The organism is Caulobacter sp. GW456-12-1-14-TSB4 (assembly GCF_059424195.1).
Genome location: NZ_JBWKZF010000032.1, coordinates 1 through 24,998 on the forward strand (window position 1 = coordinate 1; position 24,998 = coordinate 24,998).

Below are 24,998 nucleotides of genomic sequence, written 5' to 3' on the forward strand. Positions count from 1 at the left end.
ACCCCAACCCCTCCCCATCGAGGGGAGGGGCGAATTGTTTGGACCGACCATGAGACCCGTCTTCGTCAACATCGGTGAGCGCACCAACGTCACCGGCTCGGCCAAGTTCAAGAAGCTGATCGTCGAGGGCGACTATCCGGCCGCGCTGTCGGTCGCGCGCCAGCAGGTCGAGGCCGGCGCCCAGGTCATCGACGTCAACATGGACGAGGGCCTGCTCGACTCCAAGCAGGCGATGATCACCTATCTGAACCTGATGGCCGCCGAGCCGGACATCGCCCGCGTGCCGGTGATGATCGACAGCTCCAAATGGGAGGTGATCGAGGCCGGGCTGAAGTGCGTCCAGGGCAAGGCGATCGTCAATTCGATCTCGATGAAGGAAGGCGAAGAGAAGTTCATCGAGCAGGCCAAGCTGTGCCTGCGCTACGGCGCGGCCGTGGTGGTGATGGCCTTCGACGAGGTCGGCCAGGCCGACACCGCCGCCCGCAAGATCGAGATCTGCGAAAAGGCCTACAACATTCTGGTCGACAAGGTGGGTTTCCCACCGGAAGACATCATCTTCGACCCCAACATCTTCGCGGTGGCGACGGGGATCGAGGAGCACGACAACTACGCCGTCGACTTCATCGAGGGTACGCGCGAGATCAAGAAGCGCTGCCCCTACGCCCGCGTGTCGGGCGGGGTGTCGAACGTGTCGTTCAGCTTCCGCGGCAACGAGCCGGTGCGCCGGGCGATCCACTCGGTGTTCCTGTACCACGCCATCGCGGCGGGCATGGACATGGGCATCGTCAACGCCGGCGACCTGCCGGTCTATGACGCCCTGGACCCCGAGCTGCGCGAGGCCGTCGAGGACGTGATCCTCAACCGCCCGCAGCGGACCAACGTCTCCAACACCGAGCGCCTGGTCGACATGGCCCCGCGCTACAAGGGCGAGAAGGGCCAGGTCCAGACCGCCAACCTGGCTTGGCGCGAAGGCACGGTGAACGAGCGCATCACCCACGCCCTGGTCCATGGCATCACCGAGTTCATCAACGAGGACACCGAGGAAGCGCGCCTGTCGGTCGCGCGGCCGCTGCACGTCATCGAAGGCCACCTGATGGACGGCATGAACGTGGTCGGCGACCTGTTCGGCTCGGGCAAGATGTTCCTGCCGCAGGTGGTGAAGTCGGCCCGCGTGATGAAGCAGGCCGTGGCCTGGCTGGAACCGTTCATGGAAGCCGAGAAGGAAGGCCAGGAACGCCAGGCGGCCGGCAAGGTGCTGATGGCGACCGTGAAGGGCGACGTCCACGACATCGGCAAGAACATCGTCGGCGTCGTGCTGCAGTGTAACAACTACGAGGTCATCGACCTGGGCGTCATGGTCCCGGCCGACCGCATCCTCGACGAGGCCAAGAAGCACAAGGTCGACATGATCGGCCTGTCGGGCCTGATCACGCCCTCGTTGGACGAGATGGTGTTCGTCGCCGCCGAGATGGAACGCCAGGGCTTCACCATTCCGCTGCTGATCGGCGGGGCCACCACCAGCCGCACCCACACGGCGGTCAAGATCGAGCCGGCCTATCACAAGGGCTCGACCACCTATGTGCTGGACGCCAGCCGGGCGGTGGGCGTGGTCTCGGGCCTGCTGTCGCCGACCGAGCGCGACCGCCTGCAGGCCGAGACCCGCACCGAATATGTCCGCATCCGCGAGCAGTACGCCCGGGGCCAGACGGCCAAGGCCCGCACCAAGATCGCCGACGCCCGCAAGAAGAAGTTCGCCATCGACTGGGACGGCTATGTCCCGCCCAAGCCGGCCTTCATCGGCGCGCGCACCTTCGAGCCCACGCTCGACGAGCTGGTGCCGTTCATCGACTGGTCGCCGTTCTTCGCCAGCTGGGAGCTGATCGGCCGCTTCCCGCAGATCCTAGAAGACGACGTGGTCGGCGAGGCCGCCACCGACCTCTATCGCGACGCCCGCGCCATGCTCGACAAGGTGCTGGCCGAGAAGTGGTTCGGGGCCAAGGGCGTGATCGGCTTCTGGCCGGCCCAGGCCGACGGCGACGACATTGTCCTCTACACCGACGATACGCGCGCGACCGAGCTGTCGCGCCTGTTCACCCTACGCCAGCAGATGGACAAGGGTGAGGGCAAGACCAATGTCGCGCTGTCGGACTTCGTCGCGCCGATCGGCCAGGGCGGCGACTATGTCGGCGGCTTCGCCGTCACCGCCGGCCATGGCGAGGACGAGATCGTCAAGAAGTTCAAGGACGCCGGCGACGACTACAGCGCCATCATGGCCTCGGCCCTGGCCGACCGCCTGGCTGAAGCCTTCGCCGAGTGGCTGCACTACAAGGCCCGCGTCGAGCTGTGGGGCTACGCGCCCGAAGAGGCGGCCGACACCGACGTGATGATCGCCGAGAAGTACCAGGGCATCCGCCCCGCGCCCGGCTATCCGGCCCAGCCCGACCACACCGAGAAGGGCACGCTGTTCGCGCTGCTGGACGCCGAGGCCGCCACCGGCCTGAAGCTGACCGAGAGCTACGCCATGACCCCCGGCGCGGCGGTCTCGGGCCTCTATTTCAGCCACCCGCAGGCGCACTATTTCGGCGTGGGCAAGGTCGACGCCGACCAGGTCGAGGACTACGCCCGCCGCAAGGGTTGGGACCTGGCCACGGCCGAGCGCTGGCTGTCGCCGATCCTCAACTACGACCCAGCGGCGCGGGCGCGCGACGCGGCGGCCTGATTTGATACGCCTCCCGCCCTCGATGGCGGGAGGAGGAAAGCGTTCGTACCATTTTGGCGCGAAACTTTTCTCTACCTAGGGTTATTTGGCTCGCGATAAGCGGCAGCGTTTTTGCAGCGACCCGTCCATGGCAACAAGGACGAGGTCTGTGATGTCTAACTACGCGCGATTGGCGAGCTTCCTGGGGCGTGGCCCCGTCTCGACGTTCTGGTGGGCGGTGTCCGGCGCGACGCTGGTCGCCCTGGCCCCGGTGTCCAGCGATGGCCTGCTGAGCTTGGTGGGCTTGCCCAACTGGCACCCGCTGGCCGTGATCGAGGGTCACACGGCCGGCTGGGCGATCTGGCAACAGGCGGTCAGCATGGCCTATCTGGTGGTCCTGATCCCGACGACCTGGCTGCTGCTGGCCGCCCTGGTCCGGCGCTGCCACGACCGCGATCGGAGCGGCGCGTTCCTGCTGGTGCTGCTGGTTCCGCTGGTGCAGCTGTGGCCGCTGATCGAGCTGGGGCTGATGCGGGGCTCGCCCGGCGAGAACGACTACGGACTTCCGGACGAGATGCTCCTGGAAGCTCAGCCGCTGGAGCCCGCTCAGGTCGTGCCGACGCCGTACGTGGCGGCCTGACGACGCGCGCCGGGCCTCGAAGCCCGGCGACGTTGCGCGAAGTTTGGGCGGTTTTGCCCCGCTGTGTCGGCGAGCTGACGCTGCAAAACCCAAATCGCGTAACGCCGTGCGACAAAATTGTCCCCGGTTCGTCCTGGTAAGGATTTCCGCAAGAGTTCCTGTGAAGGATGCGCCATCTCAGGGGAGTGGGATGGATCGTCGGAACATCGAGCTCAAGATCTTTGGCCTGATCGCCGGCATGGCGGCGGGCATGATCCTGCTCGCCGGTGTCGCTCTGACCGTCGCCACTCGCCACGCCGACCTGCGCGAGCGCCAGTACGAGCAGACCCTGGTTGGCAACGGCCTGCGTCAGCGCGGCCAGGAGATCCAGACGGCCCTCAATCCCTACGTCATCTGGGACGAGGCGGTCATCAAGCTGGACAACCAGTACGACCCGGCCTGGGCCAGCCAGAACGTCGGCGCTTCGCTGGGCGGGGCGCTGGGCTTCAAGGTGGTCTTCGTCCTCGACGCCGACGGCAAGCCGATCTACGGCCACATCAACGGCAAGGACGTCTCGCCCGACGCCTATCGCCGCTACGCTGGCCCGACCACGCGGCTGGTCGACGCGGTCCGCGAGATCGAGACCGATCCCGAAAAGGTCGCCAAGCTTCGCGCCGTCCACAAGAGCCGCGTCGAGCTGATCGGCGACGAGCCGGTGCTGATCACCGTCTCGCTGGTCCGCCCCGACCTGAAGGCCAAGACCCGCGGGCCGCGCGCGCCGCTGCTGGTGACCGGCATTCCGGTGGCCAACAGCGTCATCAAGACCTTCTCCGACCGCTTCCTGCTGCACGACGCCCATATCGAGATCGTCAAGCCGGAGGCCGTCCACACCAAGGCCGCCCAGGCCATCCTGGGCAAGGCCGCCGACGGCCGCCGCATCGTCCTGCGCTGGACCCCGCGCCAGCCGGGCGAGGAGCTGCTGAAGTCGGCCACCCCGATGCTGGCCCTAGCCGTGCTGGCCGCCGCCGCCGGCTCGTTCCTGCTGTTCCGCATCACCCGCCGCGCGGCCAAGAAGCTGCTGCTGAGCGAGGCCGAGGCCAAGCACCTGGCGCTGCACGACCCGCTGACGGGCCTGGCCAACCGCACCCTGTTCACCGATCGCCTGGTCCACGCCCACGCGCTGCTGCGCCGCAAGCCGGGCCATCTGGGCGTGCTGTGCATCGACCTCGACCGGTTCAAGGAGGTCAATGACAGCTACGGCCACGACGCCGGCGACCAACTGATCCGCGAGGTCGCCCGCCGGCTGAAGCATATCTGCCGCGAGACCGACACCATCTGCCGCCTGGGCGGCGACGAGTTCGCCATCATCCTCCCCGACACCTCCCCCGCCGGCGCGGCCACCATGGCCCAGCGCGTGGTCGAGGGCCTGTCGGGCGAGGTTGATCTCACCATCGGCCGGGCCCAGCTGTCGTGCTCGGTCGGCGTGGCGGTGGTCTCCGACGCGGAGCAAGGCCAGGCCGAGCTGCTGCGCCAGGCCGATGTCGCCCTCTACCGCGCCAAGGAAGCCGGTCGCGGGCGCTTCGCCTTCTTCGAGCCCGAGATGGACGCGGCCCTGCGCCTGCGCAAAGGGTTGGAGCGCGACCTGCGCACCACCCTGGAAAGCGACGCCCTGGCCGTGGCCTACCAGCCGCTGATGGACGCCAAGGGCGTAATGATCGGCGTCGAGGCCCTGGCCCGCTGGACCCACCCCGAGCGTGGCGAGATCTCGCCCGCCATCTTCATTCCGCTGGCCGAGTCCTGCGGCCTGATCGGCCTGGTCGGCGCGTCGGTGTTCCGCCGCGCCTGCTACGACAGCCTGCGCTGGTCGGGCCTGGAGGTGTCGGTCAACGTCTCGGCCATCCAGCTGTCGAGCCCCGACTTCGTCGACGAGATGGTCGCCACCCTGGCCGAAACCGGGGCCCGGGCCGACGTCTTCATGCTGGAGATCACCGAAACGGCCCTGCTGAAGGACAGCGACGGCGTCCACGAGGCCCTGCGCCGCCTCAAGCGCCTGGGCTTCCGCCTGGCCCTGGACGATTTCGGCACCGGCTATGCCAGCTTGGCCTATCTGCGCCGCCATCCGATCGACAAGCTGAAGATCGACCGCTCGTTCGTCTCCAGCCTGCCGGGCAACAGCGAGAGCATGGCTGTCGCCAGCGCCATCGTCAGCCTGGCCAAGTCGCTGGGCCTGAAGACCACGGCAGAAGGCGTCGAGACCCAAGGCCAACTCGACGCCCTGGTGAAGCTGGGCTGCACCGAGTTCCAAGGGTTCCTGCTGGGCCGCCCGATGCCGGCCGACGCCATCGCCGGCGTGCGCGAGGCCGCCACGGTTCGCTAGCTGCCGCCGGGTGAACTAGCCAAATCCACAACCCGCCCGCATCCTCCCTCCCAACGACAAGACGGGAGGGGACGATGGAACGGTCAGGCGTCAGCCGGCGGGCTCTGGGCGCGTTGGCGCTGGGCGGCGCGGCTATGGGTCTTTCAGGCTGCGAGCCCCGGCACGAAACGGACCTCAAGCCCAAGAGCCGGCAGTTTCCCAAGGACTTCGTCTGGGGCGTGGCCACGGCGGCTTTCCAGACCGAGGGCTCGCAGGCGGCCGACGGGCGTAGGCCCAGCGTCTGGGACCTGTTCGAGAAGGTTCCCGGCCACGTGAAGGACAAGTCGGACGCCACGGTGGCCACCGACAGCTATCGTCGCTTCCAGGAAGATGTCGATCTGATCGCCGGGGCGGGGCTGGACGCCTATCGCTTCTCGATCAGTTGGTCGCGGGTGTTGCCGACCGGGCAGGGGGCGGTGAACGCCGCCGGGCTCGACCACTACTCAAAGCTGGTCGACGCCCTGCTGGCCAAGGGCGTCACGCCGTACGCCACGCTGTTCCACTGGGATCTGCCGCAGGGCCTGCAGGGGATGGGCGGTTGGGCCAATCGCGATACGGCGCTGCGCTTCGCCGACTACGCCCATGCGGTGGTCGAGAAGTTGGGCGACCGGCTGAAGAACTACATCATCCTCAACGAGGCGGCGGTGCACGCCGTCTTCGGCCACGTGCTGGGCGAGCACGCGCCGGGGCTGAAGGACATCAACCTGCTGGGCAAGGTCGTCCACCACATGAACCTGGGCCAGGGGTTGGCCATGCAGGCGCTGCGGACCGGAGCGAGTGGTCTGCAGGTCGGAACGACCATGGCGCTGCAACCCTGCCGGCCGGCGGGAGGACTGCCCTGGAACCGACTGGCCTCCGACGGCCTGGACGCGCTGTGGAACAAGGCGTGGCTCGATCCCCTGTTCAAGGGGACCTACCCCAAGGACATGGACGACCTGCTCAAGGGCGTCGTGCAGGACGGCGACCTCAAGACGGTGAAGCAGCCGGTCGATTTCCTGGGCGTGAACTATTACGCGCCGGCCTATGTGCGGCTGGACCTCAGCTCGCCCAGCAAGATCGCCCCGGCCAACCCGCCCAAGGGCGCGGAGCTGGACGCCTTCGGCCGCCACATCGATCCGTCCGGCCTGTTCGAGGTGCTGGACCGCGTGCGCCGCGAATATGGCGCGCCGAAGATGATGGTGACCGAGAACGGCTGCTCGGACCCGTTCGGCAGCGGTCCGGCGATCCTGAATGACCAGTTCCGGATCACCTATCTGCGCCGCCACCTGGAGGCGGTGCTGGCCGCCCGCGAGGCCGGCTGCGAGGTCGGCGGCTATTTCGAGTGGACCCTGATCGACAACTTCGAATGGGACCTGGGCTACACCTCGAAGTTCGGCCTGGTGGCGATGGACCGGACGACGGGCGTGCGGACGCCGAAGGCGTCGTATCGGTGGTTCAAGGCGTTGGCGGAGACGGGCTTACTGCCCTTAAAGCCGTAAAACAGCTTGTCATCCCGGCCGCAGCGAAGCGGAGAGCCGGGACCCAGGGGCAACCGCAATGCGTCGACCCCTGGGTCCCGGACAGCCTCTGCGAGGCTTCCGGGATGACAAGTGTTTGTGTGGTTTAGTCCGCCTTGCAGATCAGCACGTCGCGGCCGCCGCGCTTGGCGGGGACGAGGCTGCCGGCGCAGGGGACGGGGTTGACCGGATCGACGATCACCTCGTTGCCGCCGATCGGGGGCAGCTTCTTGGCCGGGGCGGGGGCCGCAGCCTTGACTGGCGGCTTGGCGGCGGGGGCAGGTTTGGTCTCGGCCTTCACCGGCGCAGGCTTGGCGACGGCTGGCTTCGGCGTCGGAGCCGGCTTGGTTTCGGCGACCGGCGTCGGCGCAGGTTCCTGGACCGGCGGGGCGACAGGCTCCGGAGCCGCGGGCGGGGGCGCTTCAGGCGCGGGCGCCGGGGCAGGGGCCTCCGGCGCGCTCTTCGTCGCCGACGCGGCGTTGTTGTAGTTCAGCGCCTTGCCCAGGATGCTCGACTTCATCTCAAGCGCCTTGGCGCGCTTCTCGCAGTCGCCGGGCGGGCTCCAGCTCATCCACATCTGGGCCAGACGGGCCTTGTCGACCGTGTCGGAGCCTTGCCAGACGGCCTGGCCGCGCTTGACTTGCGAGCCGCCATATTCCGAGATCGGGCGCGGGCTAGCCTTCTCGGCCGCCGTGATCGCCGAGGCGAAGGTCTTGAGGTCCTTCTGCGCCTGCGCGCGCATTTCCGGATAGGTCTTCAGCGAGGCGGCGACGCCGTCGGGACCCGGGAACGCCTTCTCGATCCGCGTCACCTCCGGCATCACGCGATCGTACAGGTTGGCGTAGCCGCCCAGGGCGCCGTAGCACCAGGCGACATAGCCGTACTCGTCGGTCGGCGGAGCATTGGGGCCCTGGGACGTTTGGCCGTCCTGGGCCAGGAGCGCGAGAGCGAGGAAGAGGGCGTTCGCCATGCGGGCGGATGTCCTTTTTACAATAGGTCGAGTCTGACTAGAGCATTTCGGTCGGGAATGGGACCGTTGCGTGGCCATGAGCGGTCAAGCGTGGCCATAACGAGCGAACGCGCGATCGGCTCCCTCGTCGCCCGCCTTTGTCGCAGCGTCGAGCCGTTTCGCCGCATTGCACTAAAGTCATGTGAACGATCATTCTCATTGTGCTAGAAGCACCGTGACGGGGTGATCCGTATCGGCCCGTCATGCGTATTTCTAACGTCTGTCGCTGGTTTCGAGGCGCTCCATGACCTTCTGGCGCAACATCGCGAGCATCGCCGCCCGGCGCCTGGACCTGGCTGACTGCACGGAATGTCCGAGCGGTCTGCCTGGCGAGGACCCGGCGTTCTCGACCGCCGTCACCGCCCTGGGCGCGAAGTTGGCCAAGGTCGACGGTCGCGCGGACGGCAGCGAATTCCTGGCCTTCACCGAGGTGTTCCAGCCCGACCCGGCGTCGGAGCAGAACATCCATCGCCTGTACGATCTGGCCCGCCAGACGACTCACGGCTTCGAGAGCTACGCCCGGCGTCTGGCCAAGCGCTACAGCACTTGCCCGCAGCTGCTGGAAGACGTGGTCGATGGCCTGTTCCACATCGCCAAGTCCGACGGCGTGGTGACCCAGGACGAGCTCGATTATCTCGAGCGGGTCTCGGACCTGTTCGGCATGTCGCCGCTGTCGTTCCGCCGCCTGCGCGCCACCCATCTGGGCGTCGGCAAGGACGATCCGTACGCCATCCTGGAAGTGCCGGCCGACGCCGACGACGCCACGGTGCGCAAGGCCTGGAAGCTGGCTCTGTCCAGCGCCCACCCCGACCGGGCCCGCGCGCGCGGCTTGCCGACCGAGTTCATCGAGGTCGCCGAGGCCAAGGCCGCCGCCATCAACGCCGCCTTCACGACGGTGATGCAAGAACGCCGGGAACTGGGTCTGGCCGCGGCGGGTTGAGGTCGCGGGTGAATTGAGACCATCCGCCGCCCCCGTAAGGCGCCGAAAAAGGCTTTTCTTCCGGGTTCGGCGGGTGTTCAGTTGCGGTTCAGCGCTCATGAACCAACTTTGTTGATCATGAGCGCGGACGAGAGGATCAAGATGAGCAGCCAAGGCGCCGCAGCTTCGCCCTTCCACAGCCTGGCCTGGATGGCCGGCGCGCTCGCGACCTCGGTCGCTGTGGTGATCGGCGCGGTCCTTGCGGTCATCTTCGCCGCTACCGTCGTGGCGGTCGGCTTCCTCGGCAGCGCCCTTTTCGGCCTCGCCGCCTTCGCCTTCCGTGGCCGCAAGGTCGCCAAGGCCCCGGCGGGCGATCCCAGCTTGATCGAAGCCCGCAATGTCGGCGGCCACTCGTGGGTCGCGTACGGCTGGAACGAGCGGTCGTAATTCACCGAGAAAACCCTCTCTCATAGAGGGAGGGACCCGCGCCGTAGGCGTGGGAGGGTGAGAGGTTACACCCTCACCGAATGAAACTCAGACAAAGACAGCTATCAGCGGCTCGAACGCCTGCCTGAACGTGCGAGGTTTCTCCGGCTGGCGGTGAAACCTCTCACCCTCCCACCGCCTGCGGCGGCGGGTCCCTCCCTCTCTCTATGAGAGAGGGTTTCAAACGAGCCCTTGCCCCCGCCGCCTTGCTCCCCCATCCTTCCGTTCAAACAAGCGTTGGGAGGTAAGCATGATCGGTGTCGTCGCGGTTCTGAAGGTCCAGCCGGACAAGGCTTCGGATTTCGAGAAGGTGTTCCTGGATCTCCAGAACAAGGTGAAGGCCAACGAGCCGGGTTGTCTCGTCTATCAGCTGACCAAGTCGCGCACCGAAGAGGGCGTCTATAAGGTCCTGGAGCTGTACGCCTCGACCGACGCGCTGAAGGCCCACGGCGGCACGGACTATTTCAAGGCCGCCGGCGCCGCGATGGGGCCGACCATGGCCGCCGCGCCGGTCATCGAATATCTGGACGCCGTGGAGTAGGCGGCGATGGACCTGGCCTTCTCGCCCGAGGACCTGGCCTTCCAGCAGGAGGTCCGCGACTGGATCGCGACCGCCTATGACGAGGGTCTGCGCAAGCAGTTCAGCCAGTCCAAGAACGGCTATCTCGACAAGGCCGGCCAGGTGGCCTGGCAGAAGAAGCTGGCCGATCGGGGCTGGGCCGCGCCGGACTGGCCGGTCGAGCTGGGCGGGGCGGGGTTTTCGACCTCGCAACGCTACATCTTCAACATGGAGATGAGCCTGGCCGGTGTGCCGACGTCCTCGCCGATGGGCCTGAAGATGGTCGCGCCGGTGATCATGGCGTTCGGCATCCCCGAGCAGAAGGCCCAGCACCTGCCGCCGATCCTGAAGTCCGACATCTGGTGGTGCCAGGGCTATTCGGAACCCGGCTCGGGATCGGACCTGGCGTCCCTGCAGATGAAGGCCGAGCGGGACGGCGACGATTACGTCCTCAACGGCTCGAAGATCTGGACCACCCACGCCCAATGGGCCGACTGGATGTTCTGCCTGGTCCGCACCTCGTCGGAGGGCAAGCCGCAGGAAGGCATCTCGTTCCTGCTGCTGCGGATGGACACGCCCGGCATCCAGATCAAGCCGCTGGTCACCCTGGACGGCCCGCCGCAGGGCGAGCAGGAGATCAATCAGGTCTTCTTCGACAATGTCCGGGTGCCGGTGTCCAACCGCATCGGCGAGGAGAACAAGGGCTGGACCTATGCCAAGTATCTGCTCGAGTTCGAGCGCGGCAACGCCTACGCGCCGGGCCTGATGAACATGCTCAAGAAGGTCAAGCGCATCGCCGCGATGGAGCTGGCCGATGACGGCGGCCGGCTGATCGACGACGCCGACTTCCGCAGCAAGATCACCAATCTGGAGATCCAGGTCGAGGCGCTGAACGCCACCGAGCTGCGGGTGTTCACCGGCCGCACGACCGGCAAGGCGATCGGTCCGGCCTCGTCGATGCTGAAATGCGTGGGCTCGGAGTACCAGCAGGCGATCACCGAGCTGACGCTCGAGGCGGTCGGGACCTACGTCGCGCCGTTTGTCGAGGACCCCTGGTCCAAGAGCAACGAACTGCGGGCGGGGCCGGACTACGCGGCTCCGGCGGCGCCGGCCTATTTCAACTACCGCAAGGCCTCGATCTACGCGGGATCGAACGAGATCCAGCGCAACATCATGGCCAAGATGGTGCTGGGACTCTAGCGCCTCAGTTTTTCTCTATGGCGCGCGGTCCGAACAGGTGTTTGGATCGCGCGCAACACCTCCTGTTTCGGAATCCCCCATGTCGCTCGACGCCCTGTTCAAGCCGTTCGAATTCAAGTCGCTGAAGCTGCCCAACCGGACGGTGATGGCGCCGATGACGCGGTCGTTCTCGCCCGGCGGCGTGGCCACCGACGATGTCGCCGCCTACTACCGTCGTCGCGCGGAAGGCCAAGTCGGCCTGATCGTCACCGAGGGCACGGGCGTGGCCCGTCCGGCCTCGCTGAACGACGCCAACGTGCCGCGCTTCCACGGCGACGCCGAGCTGGCCGCCTGGAAGAAGGTGGTCGACGAGGTCCACGCCGCCGGCGGCCTGATCGCTCCGCAGCTGTGGCACGTGGGCTCGGCCAAGGGCACGGCGCAGCTGGGCAAGGTCGACAGCCCCTCGGGTCTTTCCAAGGCCGGCGGCGCGCAGTTCACCGAGCCGATGAGCGACGAGGATGTGGCCGACACCATCGCCGCGTTCGCCACGGCCGCCGCGGACGCCAAGCGCCTGGGCTTCGACGCCATCGAGCTGCATGGCGCCCACGGCTATCTGATCGACCAGTTCTTCTGGAACGGCACCAATGTCCGCGACGACCTGTTCGGCGGCGCGACCATCGCCGACCGCAGCAAGTTCGCCGCCGAGATCCTCAAAGCCGTCCGCGCCGCCGTGGGTCCCGACTATCCGGTGATCATCCGCCTGTCGCAGTGGAAGCAGCAGGACTATGCGGTCAAGAACGCCGAGACCCCGCAACTGCTGGAAGCCTGGCTGCAGCCGCTGGCCGACGCCGGGGCCGACATCTTCCACTGCTCGCAACGCCGCTTCTGGGAGCCGGAATTCGAGGGCAGTGACCTGAACTTCGCCGGCTGGGCCAAGAAGCTGACCGGCGCGCCGACCATCACGGTGGGTTCGGTGGGCCTGTCGGGCGAGTTCATCGCCGCGTTCGGCGGGGAGGGCAGCCAGCCCGCCTCGATCGACGGCCTGCTGGAGCGCCTGGAGCGCGGCGAGTTCGACCTGGTCGGCGTCGGCCGCGCCCTGCTGCAGGATCCGGAATGGGTCGTGAAGATCCGCGACGGCCGCGAGGACGAACTGCAGAACTTCGAACGCGCCGCGCTCGGTACGCTGTACTAGCCGACACCCCCTGTTCCGGGGCTGTGCCTCAGGCCGGCCCCGGATCATCGTCGTCCCGCTCACGAGAGGGAGACGACGATGTCCTGGTTGCCCTATCTGTCCGGTTTGCTTGCGCTTCTGGCGATGGCGCTGCTGGTCGCCGGCGCCTTCCTGCGGGAGTAGGCGGGGGAGCGGGGGCTGACGCTCCTCCCGCCGCTTAGTCCCTAAGCGATCGTCGTCACCAGACCGCCCTCAGCCTTCAGCGAAGCGCCGTTGGTGGCCGCCGACAGCGGGCTCGCCACATAGGCCACCAGGCTGGCGATCTCCTGCGGCTCGATCATCCGTTGCAGCAGCGACGAGGTGCGGTGCTTCTCGAAGAACTCGGCCTCGTGCTCGTCGGCCGTGCCGTTCGGATTGGCCGAAACGCTCTTCAGGAACTCGAAGATGCCGGCCGCGCGGGTCGGGCCCGGCAGCACCGAATTGACGGTGACGCCGGTGCCCTTGGTCTGCTGGGCCATGCCGCGCGCGACGGCCAGCTGGGCGCTCTTGGTCATGCCGTAGTGGACCATCTCGCCGGGGATCGCGAGACCCGACTCCGACGAGATGAAGATCACCCGGCCCCAGTCGCGCTCCAGCATGCCCGGGAAGTAGCCGCGCGACAGACGCACGCCGCTCATGACGTTGACTTCGAACAGCTTCAGCCAGTCCTCGTCGGCGATGTCGGCGAAGGCCTTCATCTCGTAGATGCCGAGGTTGTTGACCAGGATATCGACCGAGGGGACGGCCTTGAGGATGGCCGTCGAGCCATCAGCGGTGGCCGCGTCGGCGAGCACGCCCTCAACATTCTTGCCGCCCGAGGCGCGGATACTGGCCAGGGCCTCGTCCAGCTTGTCCTGGGTGCGGCCGGTGACGAACACCTTGGCGCCTTCGACGGCCAGGGTGCGGGCGATTTCCAGGCCAATGCCGGCGGTCGAGCCGGTCACCAGCGCGGTCTTGTCGTTCAGTTTGAGGTCCATCGCTGGGCTCCGTTGCTTTGACGGATCCAAGATGGGCCCGCCACGACGCAGAACTACGCCGTGGCTAGGCACAGGACTTGTGACTTCAGTTCATGATTTGGATGCTTCCCTCTCGGGGGAACTGTCGCGGAGCGACTGAGGGGGCATCGCCGGCCCAGGCCGAGCTTGCCCCCTCCGGCCCTTCGGGCCACCTCCCCCAGAGGGGGAGGATCTTACGCGTTGAAGTTCAACTTCAGGCCCGGACGCGGCCAGCGGGCCTTGTAGAGCTTGCCGGTCCCCGAAGCCGTGATCCACGCGTCGCGCAGGTCGGCCCCGCCGAAGCAGATGTTGGTCACGATCACGTCCGGGAAGGCGTAGTGCTCGGTCGAGCCGTCCGGGTCGAAGGCGGTGACGCCGCCATTGATGATCGTCGCCACGCAGACCTTGCCGCCGGCCTCGACCGCCAGGCTGTCCAGCAGTTGGTAGCCCGGCAGGTTGCAGACCACGTTGCCGGGCTGCAGGGGCAGGGGATCGGCCAGCACGCCGGGCGAGGCGATGTCGAACGACCACAGCCGGCCCAGCATGGTGTCGGCCATGTAGACGGTCTTCTCGTCGGGCGAGAGGCCCACGCCGTTGGGCGAGACGAAGTGGTCGCGCCAGCGCGTGATCTTCGAGCCGTCGGCCAGGGCGTAGTACAGCGCGCCGTACTTGCGGCCTTCCGGCGTCGAGCAGCCGTGGTCGGTGAACCAGAAGCCGCCCTGCTTGTCGAAGACCAGGTCGTTGGGACCGACCAGCGCCTTGCCGTCGCACTCGGTGTAAAGCGTGGTGATCGCGCCGGTGGCGATGTCCACGCGCTGGATCGAGCCGCCCGTATGCGTCGGCGGGGTAGGGCCGGGGATGTTCAGCCCATTGGCCTCGAAGAACTGGAAGGCGCCGCCGTTATTCGTGACATAGAGCGCACCGTCCGGCCCGATCGCCGCGCCATTGGGACCGCCGCCGGTCTCGGCGACCGTCTCCTTGCGGCCGTCCGGCCAGACCCGCATCAGGCGCTGGCCCTGGATCTCGGTGAGGATCACCGAGCCGTCGGCCACGGCGATCGGACCTTCGGGGAATTGCAGACCTTCGGCGACCAGCTGGATGTCCATCGACGTCTCCCTATGCGCCTCTGATGAGCGCTGGCGACGACTATAAACGCCCGTTTGAACCTGGCGAGGGTTCCGTTCGGCGAACCGTGTCGTGCGGGTCACAGCAACCACCGCGCGTGCGTGAACGGTGTTCTCGGGACTTGTCGCGAGTCGTCGATCGTGGGATCAGCCAGCCTCCAAACCAGCTCCGGGAGCCGATCCGCCGCATGACCCTCGCCACCGCACAGACCAAAGCACCGCCGAAGGCGGGTTGGCGTGCGCCGTCGATGTCGCGCCGCCGATCCGCAAACCTCTCGCGTCTCTACCGCTAGCCGCGGCCGCTCCGGCCGCCGCCGGAGCTTTTCAATGACCGTCCTGTCCCTCGCGAGTACGACCTCCGTCGCCTCGCCTTTGCTACGCCTGATCGCGCCGGCCTATGCCGACGTGCTGGCCGCCCTGTGGCCCGCGCCCCATACCGCCTTCGTCACCGCCCCGGCGGCGCGACGCCACCTGATATGCCTGATGCTGGCCGCTGAACCCCATGGCGGCCCGCCCATCGACGTCGTCGGGCTGATGGACCTGTCCCTGCGCAAGGCCATCGCCCTGGCCCTGGAAGACGCCGCGCCCGCCGGCCTGCGCCGGGCGCTGGAGCACCTGGGCGAGATCGCCTGGGCGTCTGAGGACTACCGCGCTCTGGCGCAGCTGCTGGCCGATCCCGCACCGGCCAAGACCCTACGCCACGCCGAGGTGATCACGCCGGACCTCGTCCGCGCTCTCGCGGCGCTGCCGGCCGAGCTGCGCGAGGTCGGCGGCGTGGCCCTGCGCGTCAGTCCCGCCCAGGCCGCCCTGCTGGCGGAGGCCCACGCGGTGCTGAAGAAGCGTCTGTCGCCCGAGCTGTTGGCCCAGCGGATCGCCGCCTGGGGTCACGTCCCTACGCCCAAGGCGCTGTTCACCCTGGTGGCCGAGGACTTCCGCCGCGAGCTGCCGCCGCCGCCCCATCCGGGCACCCCGCGCCTGCGACCGCTGGAGACCGCCGCGGCCGTCCGCGACGCCGCGCGCCGTTACCGCAACTGCCTGGTCAACTACCTGGACTGCGCGGTCGACCAGCGTACGGCCCTCTATGAGTGGCTGCCCGCGCCGGGCGCGGTGGTCGAGCTGATCCCCGACAGCTTCTTCGGCTGGCGGCTGGATCAGGCGCGCCTGCGCAACAACGAGACCGTCGAGGAAGCCACGCGCGAGGCCATCGTCGCCGAGCTGCGCGGCATGGGCGTCCATGTCGGCCGCAGCGCCTGGCAGATCCGCCGGGCGCTGGAGCAGGCCGCCTCGCCGAAGTTCGCGCTGGAAACGGTGGACGCGGCGATCGCCGACTACTTCACCGACGACTGAGTTCGCCGAGTGATTGGGGCCTTGCGCCCGCCACGATTTCGCGGTGAGCGTGGGCTGAAGTACGGACAAGGGATTCTGGGTAATGCGGGTATCTGTTTTGGCGGTCGCGGCGGCGGGTCTGGTGCTGACGGGCTGCGCGGCCGTGCCCTCGATGCCGTGGTCGAAGTCTAAGGCGATGCCGACGCGGGCCAGCTGCCCGGCGATGAAGAACGATCAGTGGAAGCCGGTCGTCGACGGCGCGATCCACAAGACCTTCGATCGCGATCTGCAGAAGCGCTTCGGCGACACCGGCGTCCATACGCTGCTGGCCTGGAGCAAGACCGACAAGGGTAATACGGTGATCACCGCCCAGCGGATCGGCCCGGCCAAGTTCGCCATGCCCGAGGCCGGCAAGGGCGGCGAGGTCGAGATCGTCTTCCAGGCCTGCACGGGCAAGCTGCTGAAGACGCGCAAGATCGCTGAGCTTGAGAAGAAGCCGCTGCCGCTGCCGGCGAACTAGCGCCGCTCCAGCACCCGGAACACGAACGCGTGGTCGTCGCCTTCGCCGGCCGCGTGTTCCTCGCGCCGGACCTCGGTCCATGCGCTCTCGTCGAAGTCGGGGAAGTGGACGTCGCCCTCGACCTCCGCCGCCACCTCGGTGATGTAGAGCCGCTTGGCCTTCGGCAGGGCCAGCTCGAACAGGGCACGGCCGCCGATCACGCAGACCTCCTCGGCTTCGTCGTCAGCCGCCTGTTCCTTGGCGATCTGGACGGCTTCCATCCAGGTCTCGCAGGCCACCGCGTCCTGAGGCTCGAAGCTCTGGTCGCGGGTCAGCACGATGTTCATGCGGCCGGGCAGGGGCTTTCTGGGCAGGCTGTCCCAGGTTTTGCGGCCCATGATGATCGGCTTGCCCAGGGTGTTGGCCTTGAACAGGGCCAGGTCCGACTTCAGCCGCCAGGGCAGGTCGCCGTCCCGACCGATCACGCCGTTGGCGGCGCGGGCGACGACCAGAGCCAGACCGATCAAACCGAGACCTCGGCCTTGATGTGCGGATGGGCCTGGTAGCCTTCCAGGGTGAAGTCCTCGTAGTCGAAGGCGAACAGGTCGCGCTTGTCGGCGATCTTCAGGGTCGGGAAGTCGAACGGCTCGCGCTGCAGCTGCTCGCGGGCCTGGTCCAGGTGGTTGAGATACAGGTGGGCGTCGCCGAAGGTGTGGACGAACTCACCCGGCTCCAGGCCGACGACCTTGGCGACCATCAGGGTCAGCAGGGCGTAGCTGGCGATGTTGAACGGCACGCCCAGAAACACGTCGGCGCTGCGCTGGTATAGCTGGCAGCTCAGTTTCCCGTCGGCGACGAAGAACTGGAACAGGCAGTGGCAGGGCGGAAGGGCCATGTCGTCGACATCGGCCGGGTTCCAGGCCGTGACGATGTGGCGGCGGCTGTTGGGATTGGTCTTCAGGTTCTCGACGAGATTGCTGATCTGGTCGATCACGCGACCGTCGGGCGTGGCCCACGAGCGCCATTGCTTGCCGTAGACGGGGCCCAGGTCGCCGTTCTCGTCGGCCCACTCGTCCCAGATGCGCACGCCGTTGTCCTTGAGATAGGCGATGTTGGTGTCGCCCTTCAGGAACCACAAGAGCTCGATGAAGATCGAGCGCAGGTGCAGCTTCTTGGTGGTCAGGACCGGGAAGCCCTTGGCCAGGTCGAAACGGATCTGCCGGCCGAAGACGCCCAGCGTGCCCGTGCCCGTGCGATCGCCGCGCTGCACGCCGTTTTCGAGGATGTCGGCGAGCAGGGCCAGGTACTGCCGTTCGGGATGATCGGCGGCGGCTTTCGGGGCGTCGAGGACGGCGGTGGTCATGGCCGCCAGTGTGGTCGCGAATCGCGGTGTTGAACACTGCGGCGCGATGATGCGTCCACAGGACGCCGCCAACTATCCTCCCCCTTTGGGGGAGGGGGACCGCCGAATGGCGGTGGAGGGGCTAGCGCCAAGGCTACGCACGTCGTGCGGCGCCCCTCCGTCTCGCTGCGTATCCGCAGCGATCCACCTCCCCCAGGAGGGGGAGGAGAGATCACCTTCGCGTCGGTTTACTTCCCCGGCTCGAGCGCCGTGTTCAACACCCAGCCAACATTGTCGTTCTCGTCGGCGACTTCCCACCACAGGTCCTGCTTCTTGCCCGTCGGATAGACGATGGCGCCGGCCGGGAGGGCGCGGATCAGCTTGCCGGCGGCCAGCGGGGTGGCGCGCAGGTTGGTGACGCGGGTGGCCACGAAGGTCTTCGAGGGCGCGGCCGCCGCGGCCGGGCCGCTTTCCGACAGCAGGCCCAGGTCGCCGATCATCTTCGAATAGGCGTTGATGAACGACAGGGTGACGATGCGGCCGATGTCGGTGTCTTCATAGCCGCCGCCGACCGCGCCGGCGAAGCCCAGGCCGCCGCCCGCGCCCCAGCCGATGTCGTTCTTCACGGCGTAGCCTTCCGACACCGACATGGTCTCGGTGGTGCGGACATTGGTCAGCGACAGCTGGGTGTTGGCTTCCAGCTTCTTGGTCTTGATGCCGCCGACCAGGCCGCCGACGCGACCGCCGATCAGGCCGCCGATGGCGCCGGCCACCGCGCCGCCGCCGACATTGCTGTTGCTGCCGGCGACCTCGGCCACCAGCACGTAGTCGGCGGCCTTGACTTGGCCCTGACCGACGTTGGAGCCGCGCTGCAGGCCCAGATTGCCGCCGATGTTGCGTTCCTTCTCGGCCGCGCTGAGGCCCGCGCCGCGATCGACCAGGTTGAAGCAGCCCGAACGCTGGACGATGGCGCGCAGCACCTTCTGCGGTGAGGCGAGGTTGTACTGGGTCCAGCCGCTGGAATCGTCGCCATCGACGATCGACAGCGTGCCCAGCTTGCGATTGCAGCGCGGGACCTCCGACGAGGCCTGTTGTTGCATCGTCTGGCCCTTGCTGGCCTTGGCTTGCGCGAACACGGCGGTGGGCGCGGCGGTGGTCAGCGCCAGGCCAATGGCCAGCGCGCTACGGAAGGCTTTCATACGTGGTATTTCCCCGGAATGTCCCCGACTTGGCGGTCACCCTACAGGCGAGGCCGGGTCACGCCAAGATTGAGGCGCGCGCTTAACCGGCGAAACCACCCTCATCGAGGAACTCCTGCTCGGCCTCGGTCGTCTGGCGGCCCAGGCCGGCGTTGCGGTGGGGGAAGCGGCCGAACCGGGCGATGATGTCCCGGTGCAGGAGGGCGAACTTCATCGACTCCTCGTCGCCGGTGTCGGCTTGGAGGCTGGCGAACAGCTGGACGCTGAGCTCCTGATCGACCAGCGATTCCGAGTGCTCGAACGGCATATAGAAGAACCGCCGCAGCTCGGCCTCGATCGACGGATCGGTGTCATGACCGGCGGCGATGGCGTCTTGCGCGAACATCCGTGCCAGCGGGTCGGTGGCGAAGGCGTGGGGGGTGTTGCGGAACATGTTGCGCGGGAACTGGTCCAGCAGGATCAGCAGCGCCAGCGCGCCCGTCGCCGTCTCGGCCCACTTGTCGTAGCGGCGCATCGCGGCGCGATAGTGGGTCTGCTCGAACTTCAGGATGATGGCCTGGTCGAAGGCGCCGTCCTTCTTGAACCACTTCTTGGGGCCCGCGCCGCGCCAGAAGGCGACGACGTCGTTGTAGTGCGCGCTCATCGCCGATCCTCACGCGTTCTTCCGTTCAAGCCCGGTTCATCGGACGAGTCCGACACTGCTATCAAGGGACAAGCCCGGGCCGCGCTTCAAGGCCCTTCGGAGCAAGAAATGAAACGTCTGATCACGACCGCCCTGGCGCTTTCGCTGTTGGGCGGCGCGGCGGCGGAGGCCGGGGCCGCCGCCGGCGTGGCGGCGCAGCAACAGCAGTTCGCCCAGCGCGATCGCGGCGACGGCGGCCAACGAGGCGATCGTGGCGGCGGTGATCGCGGCCAAGGCGGCGGTGGCGGCTGGCAAGGCGGTGGCGACCGGGGCGGTGATCGCGGCGGTGGCGGCGGTTGGAACCGTGGCGGCGGCGATCGTCCGCAACAGCAGCAACCGCAAGCCCAGCCTCAGCCTCAAGCTCAGCCGCAACCCCAGGCTCAGCCGCAACCCCAGGCTCAGCCGCAACCCCAGGCTCAGCCGCAGCAGAACAACGGCGGCGGCTGGAATCGAGGCGATCGCGGCGATCGTGGCGGCTGGAACCGTGGCGACCGTCCGCAGACCCAACCCCAGCAGCAGCCTCAGGCCCAGCAACCGCAGAACAACGGCGGCTCGGGCTGGAACCGGGGTGGCAATGACAACCGTGGCGGCTGGAACCGTGGCGACGACAATCGTGGTGGCCGGCCCGACCGGAACGACGATCGTGGCCCCAATCGCGGCAACGACAACCGTCCGGGCGGCTGGGACCGCAACGACAATCGCGGCGGCTGGGATCGCAACGACAACAACCGTTGGGACAACAACCGGGGCGGCTGGGACCGGAACGACCGTCGTCCGGGCCAAGGTCAGTACCGCGATCGCGACCGTGGCCGTCAGCAGTACGACCGCAGCTACTATCGTCCGAGCTATCGTTCGTCGCAGCGCTATCGGATCGGCGCCTACCGCTATCCCAGCGGCTGGTATGCGCGCAGCTGGTCGTTCGGTGACTACCTGCCGGGCGGCTGGTACGGCAGCTCGTACTACCTGAACTGGGGTTCGTACGGCCTGCCGCTGCCGCCGATCGGCTGCGAGTGGGTCCGGGTCGGCTCGGACGCCCTCCTGGTCGACGTCTGGAGCGGTCAGGTCCTCAGCGTCTACTACGACCTGTTCTGGTAAGCGCCTTGCGTGAGCCTCGCCCTTCGACAAGCTCAGGGTGAGGCTCATTGCAGACGCGACGGATCAGTAGAAACCTCATCCTGAGCTTGTCGAAGGACGAGGTTTCGGCTTCTCAAACGTTGGTCGTCGACAGCGCCGCGCGTTCGTCGTCCTTGGTCGCCACGACGCCCTTCTTCTCCACGTGGCGGATGAAGCCGCTGGCCCAGGCGTCGAAGGCCTTGATGCTCTCTTTTTCGGCCATCATGTCCTCGACCTGGTCGTCGGCATAGGGCTCGCCCTCGCCGAACACGCCGGCCACCCACAGCTCGTCGGGGACCTCGATCCCGCTGTAGCGGCACTGCCAGACCAGGCCCTGATAGGCCATCCGCTCGTCCTGATAGGGCTCCTCGCGCGGGTTGAACCACTCCTTGCGTTGGACGAGCTTGGGCCGACCGTCGGCGCCCATCTCGTTGGCCCCGCCGTCGCAATAGGTGAAGAACGCCGCCGTGCGGCCCTCAAGGTGGTTCTTCGTAAGCTGCTTCCACTCGGGCGAGCGCTCCAGGGCCTGGGCCTTGAGCGTGTCCTTCTTGTCGATCAGGTCCGGGCGGGGATTGCCGCCAGCCGCGCAGACCAGACGGTCGAACATCAGCTTGAAGTTGGTCGTCGGCCCGTACCAGTTGGTCGGCCCGATGAACGCCCAGGCGTCGGCGCGGGCCAGGCGGCCGTAGAGGTCCAGGTCCCACATCAGGTCCGGCTGGTTGCTTGAACGCGGGCCGTAGCAGTTGCAGGGATAGACGCAGAGCGCCATCGACGAGCTGACGCAGGCGTTGCAAGCCTGGATCTTGGGCTTGCCGTGCTGGTTGCCCAGGTCCTCGGTGTCCACCTGCCAGCCGGGCGGCATGCGCGCGGCGGCCCGCAGCATCAGGGCGCGCGCCTTGGAGTCGAGGCCAGGGCAGCTGTTGTGGCGGCGCTGGGACCCGGCGACAAGCAGCACCCGCAAGGGGCGCTGTTCGGTCGGATGGACGGCGGCGGCGGGCGGCTCGTGACCGTCCTTTTCGGGTGTCGGCATGGCGTACGAACGCGCGAGCGCCTAAAACGTGGCCGCAGAGGTCCTGGCATTACGACGTTCTTCCGGCTTCGCCTTGACGAAACGGCAAAAAAACGCTCAAACGCCCGGCCTTTGTCGCTTCGCCGTTGCGCGAGGCGGCCAAATTGACCAGTCCTTGGAGAAGAAACATGCGCGTCTATTATGATCGCGACGCCGACCTCGCCCGCATCTTGGACAAGAAGATCGCGATCGTAGGCTATGGTTCGCAAGGTCATGCCCACGCGCTTAACCTTCGGGACTCGGGCATCAAGAACGTAGCCGTCGCGCTGCGCGCCGGCTCGCCGACCGCCAAGAAGGCCGAAGGCGAAGGCCTGAAGGTCATGACCGTCGCCGAGGCCGCCGCCTGGGCCGACCTGATCATGATCCTGGCTCCCGACGAGCATCAGGCCGCGATCTACAAGAACGACATCGCCCCCAACATCCGTGACGGCGCGGCCCTGCTGTTCGCCCACGGCCTGAACGTCCACTTCGGCCTGATCGAGCCGAAGGACACCATCGACGTCCTGATGGTCGCGCCGAAGGGCCCGGGTCACACCGTGCGCGGCGAGTACCAGAAGGGCGGCGGCGTGCCCTGCCTGATCGCGGTGCACCACAACGCCACCGGCAACGCCCACGACCTTGGCCTGGCCTACGCCTCGGCCATCGGCGGCGGTCGCTCGGGCATCATCGAGACCAACTTCCGCGAAGAGTGCGAGACCGACCTGTTCGGCGAACAGGCCGTCCTGTGCGGCGGCACCGTCGAGCTGGTCCGCGCCGGCTTCGAAGTGCTGGTGGAAGCCGGCTACGCGCCGGAAATGGCCTATTTCGAGTGCCTGCACGAGCTGAAGCTGATCGTCGACCTCATGTACGAAGGCGGCATCGCCAACATGAACTACTCGATCTCGAACACCGCCGAGTACGGCGAGTACGTGACGGGTCCGCGCATCATCACGCCGGAAACCAAGGCCGAGATGAAGCGCGTGCTGGAAGACATCCAGTCGGGCAAGTTCGTCCGTGACTTCATGCTGGAAAACCAAGTGGGCCAGCCCAGCTTCAAGGCGACCCGTCGCCGCGCGGCCGAGCACCAGATCGAGGAAGTCGGCGGTCGCCTGCGCGACATGATGCCCTGGATCGCCAAGAACAAGCTGGTCGACCAGGCCAAGAACTAAACTTCAGTACTCCGCTTAAATCCCACGAAGCCCTCGGCCCCCCAAAGGCCGGGGGCTTTTCGTTGGAAGAAGTAACCGGACTCCGCCTGACGACGGAAGCTCAAGCCCTATCGCTGCTCGCCACGGAGAGCGCTCAGGCGCTCCGGGAAAATTTGCGTCCGGCGGGCTACGCTCAAAACGAGTTTCAAAGCGCACCTCCTTCCCAGCAGCAAAATGCTGAGACACTGCAGTTGGTGTGTCGCTTTGGAGAGAACAAGGTCCCTTTGTGGCTTGCGCCGGTCTCCGGTGCGCGGAACAGTCCCCGCCGGTCCCGCTTGGGGACGAGAGGGAAACGCCCCCATGAAACGCCTGCTCGCCGCCCTGATCGCCACCGCCGCCGTGTCGGCCGTCGCCGCGCCCGCCTTCGCCGCCGAGGTCGCCTACAAGCTGGACCCGGCCCACACCGAGACCTCGTTCACGATCGACCGCTTCGGCTTCACCTCGATCCTGGGCATTTTCGCCAAGGCGGACGGCACGATCTGGCTGGACGAGGCCGCGCCCGAGAAGTCGCGCGTCGAGGCCACCGTCGAGGTGGCCAGTCTGCAGGCCGGCAATCCCGCCCGCGAGGAGCACGTCACCGGCGAGCGCTGGCTGAACGCCGCCAAGAGCCCGACCATGACCTTCAAGTCGACCAAGGTGGTCAAGACCGGCGACATGACCGCCAAGGTCACCGGCGACATGACGATCATGGGCGTGACCCAGCCGGTCACCCTGGACGTCAAGCTCAACAAGCTCGGCACGGGTCCGATGGGTCCCAAGAAGATGGCCGGCTTCACCATCACCGGCGCGATCAGCCGCAAGGCCTTCGGCAGCACCGGCGGCGCGGGCGCGATCGGCGACGAGGTCAAGATCCACATCGAGTCGCTGGCGGTGGCGCAGTAGGCTCCTAGAGCCAACCCAAGCTTGTCATCCCGGCCAAAGCGAAGCGTAGAGCCGGGACCCAGGGGCGGTGCGCACAGCGCTCTGTCACTCCCTGGGTCCCGGACAGCCTCTGCGAGGCTTCCGGGATGACAAGCGTTGGGAAGCTTTGATCGGGCGGGTTTATCCCAGCACGAACACTGGCCCCCAGGCCACCTCGTAGCGATGTTCGCCCGTCGACAGGTGCGGGCGCAGCTGCCAGGCGCCGGGGGCCAGGACGCTTTCCGGGCGGCCCTCGACATAGGTCGTGGTCAGGATCTCGCCGCCGGGTTCGGACACCGAGAACTGCTGGATCGCCGGAGCCGCGTGCGACAGGGCCGAGGCGATCGTGTCGGTCGTGCTCACCTGCAGCGGGGCCGGCCCGGCCAGGCGCGCGGCCACTTCGGCATAGGCCCCGACGGCGATGACCTGCTGGCCCTTGTGATAGACGCCATAGCCGACATGACTGAAGCCCTTGGCCAGCAGGTTGGCGCGGTGGCCGGGGCTGGTGCGCCATTGCTCCATGATCTGTTCGGGCCGAACCGCGTCGGCGGCGTTGCGGCGCATGGCGATGTTCTCGCCCGGCGCGCCAACCAGGTCGCGAGCCAGCAGGCCGATGCGGCCGGCGGGGGAATAGCCCTCGCGGGTCAGGTGGTCGAAGTCGCCGGTCACGGCCATGTCGGCGGCGTGGGCGCGGGCGGCGAGGGCCAGGCCCTTGTCCCAGGCCAGCGACGGCGATCCCTGGCGATCCCGGAAGATGTTGTTGAGGTCCAGCAGGGTCTGCTCGAAGTCGGGGTCGAAATCGCCGCCCTCGGGCGGATCGGCCAGCAGGCCGCGCAGGCGGCGGTCATAGGCGATCCACGGCTGGGGCGAGGCGGCGAAGCTGGGCGTGACGAGAAGGGGCGCCGCGACCAGGGCGAGGCTGCCGGTCAACAAGGTTCTGCGCGCGATCGACGTCATGGCTTCTTTCGACA

At 67.5% G+C, this 24,998-nt stretch carries 23 protein-coding genes and 1 pseudogene; 15 read left to right on the plus strand and 9 right to left on the minus strand.

Annotated features, from left to right (window positions below):
- Positions 1-49 precede the first annotated feature (49 nt).
- The 5 genes and pseudogenes from metH to AC07YH_RS22330 all read left to right on the plus strand — a co-directional run.
- Positions 50-2,719: a methionine synthase gene (metH, locus tag AC07YH_RS22310; RefSeq protein ID WP_494749118.1), complete on the plus strand. Its 2,670-nt coding sequence runs from the start codon at positions 50-52 to the stop codon at positions 2,717-2,719.
- 151 nt (positions 2,720-2,870) lie between these two features.
- The gene (locus AC07YH_RS22315) at positions 2,871-3,338 is read left to right on the plus strand and encodes a DUF805 domain-containing protein (protein WP_494749119.1); all 468 of its coding nucleotides are present in this window, start codon (positions 2,871-2,873) and stop codon (positions 3,336-3,338) included.
- A gap of 190 nt (positions 3,339-3,528) precedes the next feature.
- A complete protein-coding gene (locus AC07YH_RS22320) occupies positions 3,529-5,694 on the plus strand; it encodes a putative bifunctional diguanylate cyclase/phosphodiesterase (protein ID WP_494749120.1) in 2,166 nt (721 codons plus the stop codon).
- Between the two features lie 74 nt (positions 5,695-5,768).
- Positions 5,769-7,211: a GH1 family beta-glucosidase gene (locus AC07YH_RS22325; protein ID WP_494749121.1), complete on the plus strand. Its 1,443-nt coding sequence runs from the start codon at positions 5,769-5,771 to the stop codon at positions 7,209-7,211.
- Positions 7,207-7,320: pseudogene (locus AC07YH_RS22330) on the plus strand (hypothetical protein); the annotation flags it as partial. The gene AC07YH_RS22325 and the pseudogene AC07YH_RS22330, both read left to right, overlap by 5 nt.
- Before the next feature lie 15 nt (positions 7,321-7,335).
- On the opposite strand, the gene AC07YH_RS22335 reads toward AC07YH_RS22330, so the two are convergent.
- Positions 7,336-8,199 (minus strand): hypothetical protein, encoded by an 864-nt coding sequence (locus tag AC07YH_RS22335; RefSeq protein ID WP_494749122.1) that lies wholly within the window; start codon positions 8,197-8,199, stop codon positions 7,336-7,338.
- Between the two features lie 283 nt (positions 8,200-8,482).
- Here AC07YH_RS22335 and AC07YH_RS22340 point away from each other — a divergent pair, with 283 nt between their 5' ends.
- The 5 genes from AC07YH_RS22340 (at position 8,483) to AC07YH_RS22360 (ending at position 12,573) form a co-directional block, all read left to right on the plus strand.
- Positions 8,483-9,178, plus strand: coding sequence for a TerB family tellurite resistance protein (locus AC07YH_RS22340; RefSeq protein ID WP_494621777.1), 696 nt, complete (start codon positions 8,483-8,485; stop codon positions 9,176-9,178).
- Between the two features lie 111 nt (positions 9,179-9,289).
- Positions 9,290-9,604, plus strand: coding sequence for a hypothetical protein (locus AC07YH_RS22345; protein ID WP_494749123.1), 315 nt, complete (start codon positions 9,290-9,292; stop codon positions 9,602-9,604).
- A gap of 289 nt (positions 9,605-9,893) precedes the next feature.
- Complete coding sequence (locus tag AC07YH_RS22350) at positions 9,894-10,184, plus strand: putative quinol monooxygenase (protein WP_494749124.1); 291 nt, start codon at positions 9,894-9,896, stop codon at positions 10,182-10,184.
- 6 nt (positions 10,185-10,190) lie between these two features.
- Positions 10,191-11,402 (plus strand): acyl-CoA dehydrogenase family protein, encoded by a 1,212-nt coding sequence (locus AC07YH_RS22355; RefSeq protein ID WP_494749125.1) that lies wholly within the window; start codon positions 10,191-10,193, stop codon positions 11,400-11,402.
- 79 nt (positions 11,403-11,481) lie between these two features.
- Positions 11,482-12,573: an NADH:flavin oxidoreductase gene (locus AC07YH_RS22360; RefSeq protein WP_494749126.1), complete on the plus strand. Its 1,092-nt coding sequence runs from the start codon at positions 11,482-11,484 to the stop codon at positions 12,571-12,573.
- Positions 12,574-12,776: 203 nt separating this feature from the next.
- Here AC07YH_RS22360 and AC07YH_RS22365 read toward each other — a convergent pair whose 3' ends face one another.
- Together AC07YH_RS22365 and AC07YH_RS22370 are read right to left on the minus strand one after the other, a co-directional pair.
- Complete coding sequence (locus tag AC07YH_RS22365; RefSeq protein WP_494749127.1) at positions 12,777-13,568, minus strand: SDR family NAD(P)-dependent oxidoreductase; 792 nt, start codon at positions 13,566-13,568, stop codon at positions 12,777-12,779.
- Between the two features lie 212 nt (positions 13,569-13,780).
- The gene (locus AC07YH_RS22370) at positions 13,781-14,692 is read right to left on the minus strand and encodes an SMP-30/gluconolactonase/LRE family protein (protein WP_494749128.1); all 912 of its coding nucleotides are present in this window, start codon (positions 14,690-14,692) and stop codon (positions 13,781-13,783) included.
- Positions 14,693-15,037: 345 nt separating this feature from the next.
- Here AC07YH_RS22370 and AC07YH_RS22375 point away from each other — a divergent pair, with 345 nt between their 5' ends.
- On the plus strand, positions 15,038-16,057 hold the full coding sequence (locus AC07YH_RS22375) for a hypothetical protein (RefSeq protein ID WP_494749129.1): 1,020 nt from the start codon (positions 15,038-15,040) through the stop codon (positions 16,055-16,057).
- An 82-nt stretch (positions 16,058-16,139) separates the two neighbouring features.
- On the plus strand, positions 16,140-16,556 hold the full coding sequence (locus AC07YH_RS22380) for a hypothetical protein (RefSeq protein ID WP_494749130.1): 417 nt from the start codon (positions 16,140-16,142) through the stop codon (positions 16,554-16,556).
- Here AC07YH_RS22380 and AC07YH_RS22385 read toward each other — a convergent pair.
- From AC07YH_RS22385 to AC07YH_RS22400, 4 genes are all read right to left on the minus strand, one after another.
- Positions 16,553-17,062, minus strand: coding sequence for a dihydrofolate reductase (locus AC07YH_RS22385; protein ID WP_494749131.1), 510 nt, complete (start codon positions 17,060-17,062; stop codon positions 16,553-16,555). The genes AC07YH_RS22380 and AC07YH_RS22385 overlap by 4 nt on opposite strands.
- Entirely contained in the window at positions 17,059-17,898 is an 840-nt protein-coding gene (locus AC07YH_RS22390; RefSeq protein ID WP_494749132.1) for a thymidylate synthase, read from the minus strand. The genes AC07YH_RS22385 and AC07YH_RS22390 overlap by 4 nt, the downstream gene beginning before the upstream one ends.
- A 227-nt stretch (positions 17,899-18,125) precedes the next feature.
- Entirely contained in the window at positions 18,126-19,076 is a 951-nt protein-coding gene (locus AC07YH_RS22395) for a CsgG/HfaB family protein (protein ID WP_494749133.1), read from the minus strand.
- 82 nt (positions 19,077-19,158) lie between these two features.
- Positions 19,159-19,719, minus strand: a complete 561-nt coding sequence (locus AC07YH_RS22400) for a DUF924 family protein (protein ID WP_494749134.1) — start codon at positions 19,717-19,719, stop codon at positions 19,159-19,161.
- Between the two features lie 108 nt (positions 19,720-19,827).
- Between AC07YH_RS22400 and AC07YH_RS22405 the strand changes: the two genes are divergently transcribed.
- Positions 19,828-20,853 (plus strand): RcnB family protein, encoded by a 1,026-nt coding sequence (locus AC07YH_RS22405; RefSeq protein WP_494749135.1) that lies wholly within the window; start codon positions 19,828-19,830, stop codon positions 20,851-20,853.
- A gap of 112 nt (positions 20,854-20,965) precedes the next feature.
- Here AC07YH_RS22405 and AC07YH_RS22410 read toward each other — a convergent pair whose 3' ends face one another.
- Positions 20,966-21,901: a flavodoxin family protein gene (locus AC07YH_RS22410; RefSeq protein WP_494749136.1), complete on the minus strand. Its 936-nt coding sequence runs from the start codon at positions 21,899-21,901 to the stop codon at positions 20,966-20,968.
- 167 nt (positions 21,902-22,068) lie between these two features.
- Between AC07YH_RS22410 and ilvC the strand changes: the two genes are divergently transcribed.
- On the plus strand, positions 22,069-23,088 hold the full coding sequence (gene ilvC, locus AC07YH_RS22415) for a ketol-acid reductoisomerase (RefSeq protein ID WP_494749137.1): 1,020 nt from the start codon (positions 22,069-22,071) through the stop codon (positions 23,086-23,088).
- Positions 23,089-23,427: 339 nt separating this feature from the next.
- Complete coding sequence (locus AC07YH_RS22420; RefSeq protein ID WP_494749138.1) at positions 23,428-24,009, plus strand: YceI family protein; 582 nt, start codon at positions 23,428-23,430, stop codon at positions 24,007-24,009.
- A gap of 159 nt (positions 24,010-24,168) precedes the next feature.
- Here AC07YH_RS22420 and AC07YH_RS22425 read toward each other — a convergent pair whose 3' ends face one another.
- Positions 24,169-24,984, minus strand: coding sequence for a CAP domain-containing protein (locus AC07YH_RS22425; protein ID WP_494749139.1), 816 nt, complete (start codon positions 24,982-24,984; stop codon positions 24,169-24,171).
- Positions 24,985-24,998 lie beyond the last annotated feature (14 nt).

Bases quoted from the DNA above. Each gene is read 5' to 3' on its own strand.
- metH (WP_494749118.1), top strand. From the start codon at position 50: ATGAGACCCGTCTTCGTCAACATCGGTGAGCGCACCAACGTCACCGGC.
- AC07YH_RS22315 (WP_494749119.1), top strand. From the start codon at position 2,871: ATGTCTAACTACGCGCGATTGGCGAGCTTCCTGGGGCGTGGCCCCGTC.
- AC07YH_RS22320 (WP_494749120.1), top strand. From the start codon at position 3,529: ATGGATCGTCGGAACATCGAGCTCAAGATCTTTGGCCTGATCGCCGGC.
- AC07YH_RS22325 (WP_494749121.1), top strand. From the start codon at position 5,769: ATGGAACGGTCAGGCGTCAGCCGGCGGGCTCTGGGCGCGTTGGCGCTG.
- AC07YH_RS22335 (WP_494749122.1), bottom strand. From the start codon at position 8,199: ATGGCGAACGCCCTCTTCCTCGCTCTCGCGCTCCTGGCCCAGGACGGC.
- AC07YH_RS22340 (WP_494621777.1), top strand. From the start codon at position 8,483: ATGACCTTCTGGCGCAACATCGCGAGCATCGCCGCCCGGCGCCTGGAC.
- AC07YH_RS22350 (WP_494749124.1), top strand. From the start codon at position 9,894: ATGATCGGTGTCGTCGCGGTTCTGAAGGTCCAGCCGGACAAGGCTTCG.
- AC07YH_RS22355 (WP_494749125.1), top strand. From the start codon at position 10,191: ATGGACCTGGCCTTCTCGCCCGAGGACCTGGCCTTCCAGCAGGAGGTC.
- AC07YH_RS22360 (WP_494749126.1), top strand. From the start codon at position 11,482: ATGTCGCTCGACGCCCTGTTCAAGCCGTTCGAATTCAAGTCGCTGAAG.
- AC07YH_RS22365 (WP_494749127.1), bottom strand. From the start codon at position 13,568: ATGGACCTCAAACTGAACGACAAGACCGCGCTGGTGACCGGCTCGACC.
- AC07YH_RS22370 (WP_494749128.1), bottom strand. From the start codon at position 14,692: ATGGACATCCAGCTGGTCGCCGAAGGTCTGCAATTCCCCGAAGGTCCG.
- AC07YH_RS22375 (WP_494749129.1), top strand. From the start codon at position 15,038: ATGACCGTCCTGTCCCTCGCGAGTACGACCTCCGTCGCCTCGCCTTTG.
- AC07YH_RS22380 (WP_494749130.1), top strand. From the start codon at position 16,140: ATGCGGGTATCTGTTTTGGCGGTCGCGGCGGCGGGTCTGGTGCTGACG.
- AC07YH_RS22390 (WP_494749132.1), bottom strand. From the start codon at position 17,898: ATGACCACCGCCGTCCTCGACGCCCCGAAAGCCGCCGCCGATCATCCC.
- AC07YH_RS22395 (WP_494749133.1), bottom strand. From the start codon at position 19,076: ATGAAAGCCTTCCGTAGCGCGCTGGCCATTGGCCTGGCGCTGACCACC.
- AC07YH_RS22400 (WP_494749134.1), bottom strand. From the start codon at position 19,719: ATGAGCGCGCACTACAACGACGTCGTCGCCTTCTGGCGCGGCGCGGGC.
- AC07YH_RS22405 (WP_494749135.1), top strand. From the start codon at position 19,828: ATGAAACGTCTGATCACGACCGCCCTGGCGCTTTCGCTGTTGGGCGGC.
- AC07YH_RS22410 (WP_494749136.1), bottom strand. From the start codon at position 21,901: ATGCCGACACCCGAAAAGGACGGTCACGAGCCGCCCGCCGCCGCCGTC.
- ilvC (WP_494749137.1), top strand. From the start codon at position 22,069: ATGCGCGTCTATTATGATCGCGACGCCGACCTCGCCCGCATCTTGGAC.
- AC07YH_RS22420 (WP_494749138.1), top strand. From the start codon at position 23,428: ATGAAACGCCTGCTCGCCGCCCTGATCGCCACCGCCGCCGTGTCGGCC.
- AC07YH_RS22425 (WP_494749139.1), bottom strand. From the start codon at position 24,984: ATGACGTCGATCGCGCGCAGAACCTTGTTGACCGGCAGCCTCGCCCTG.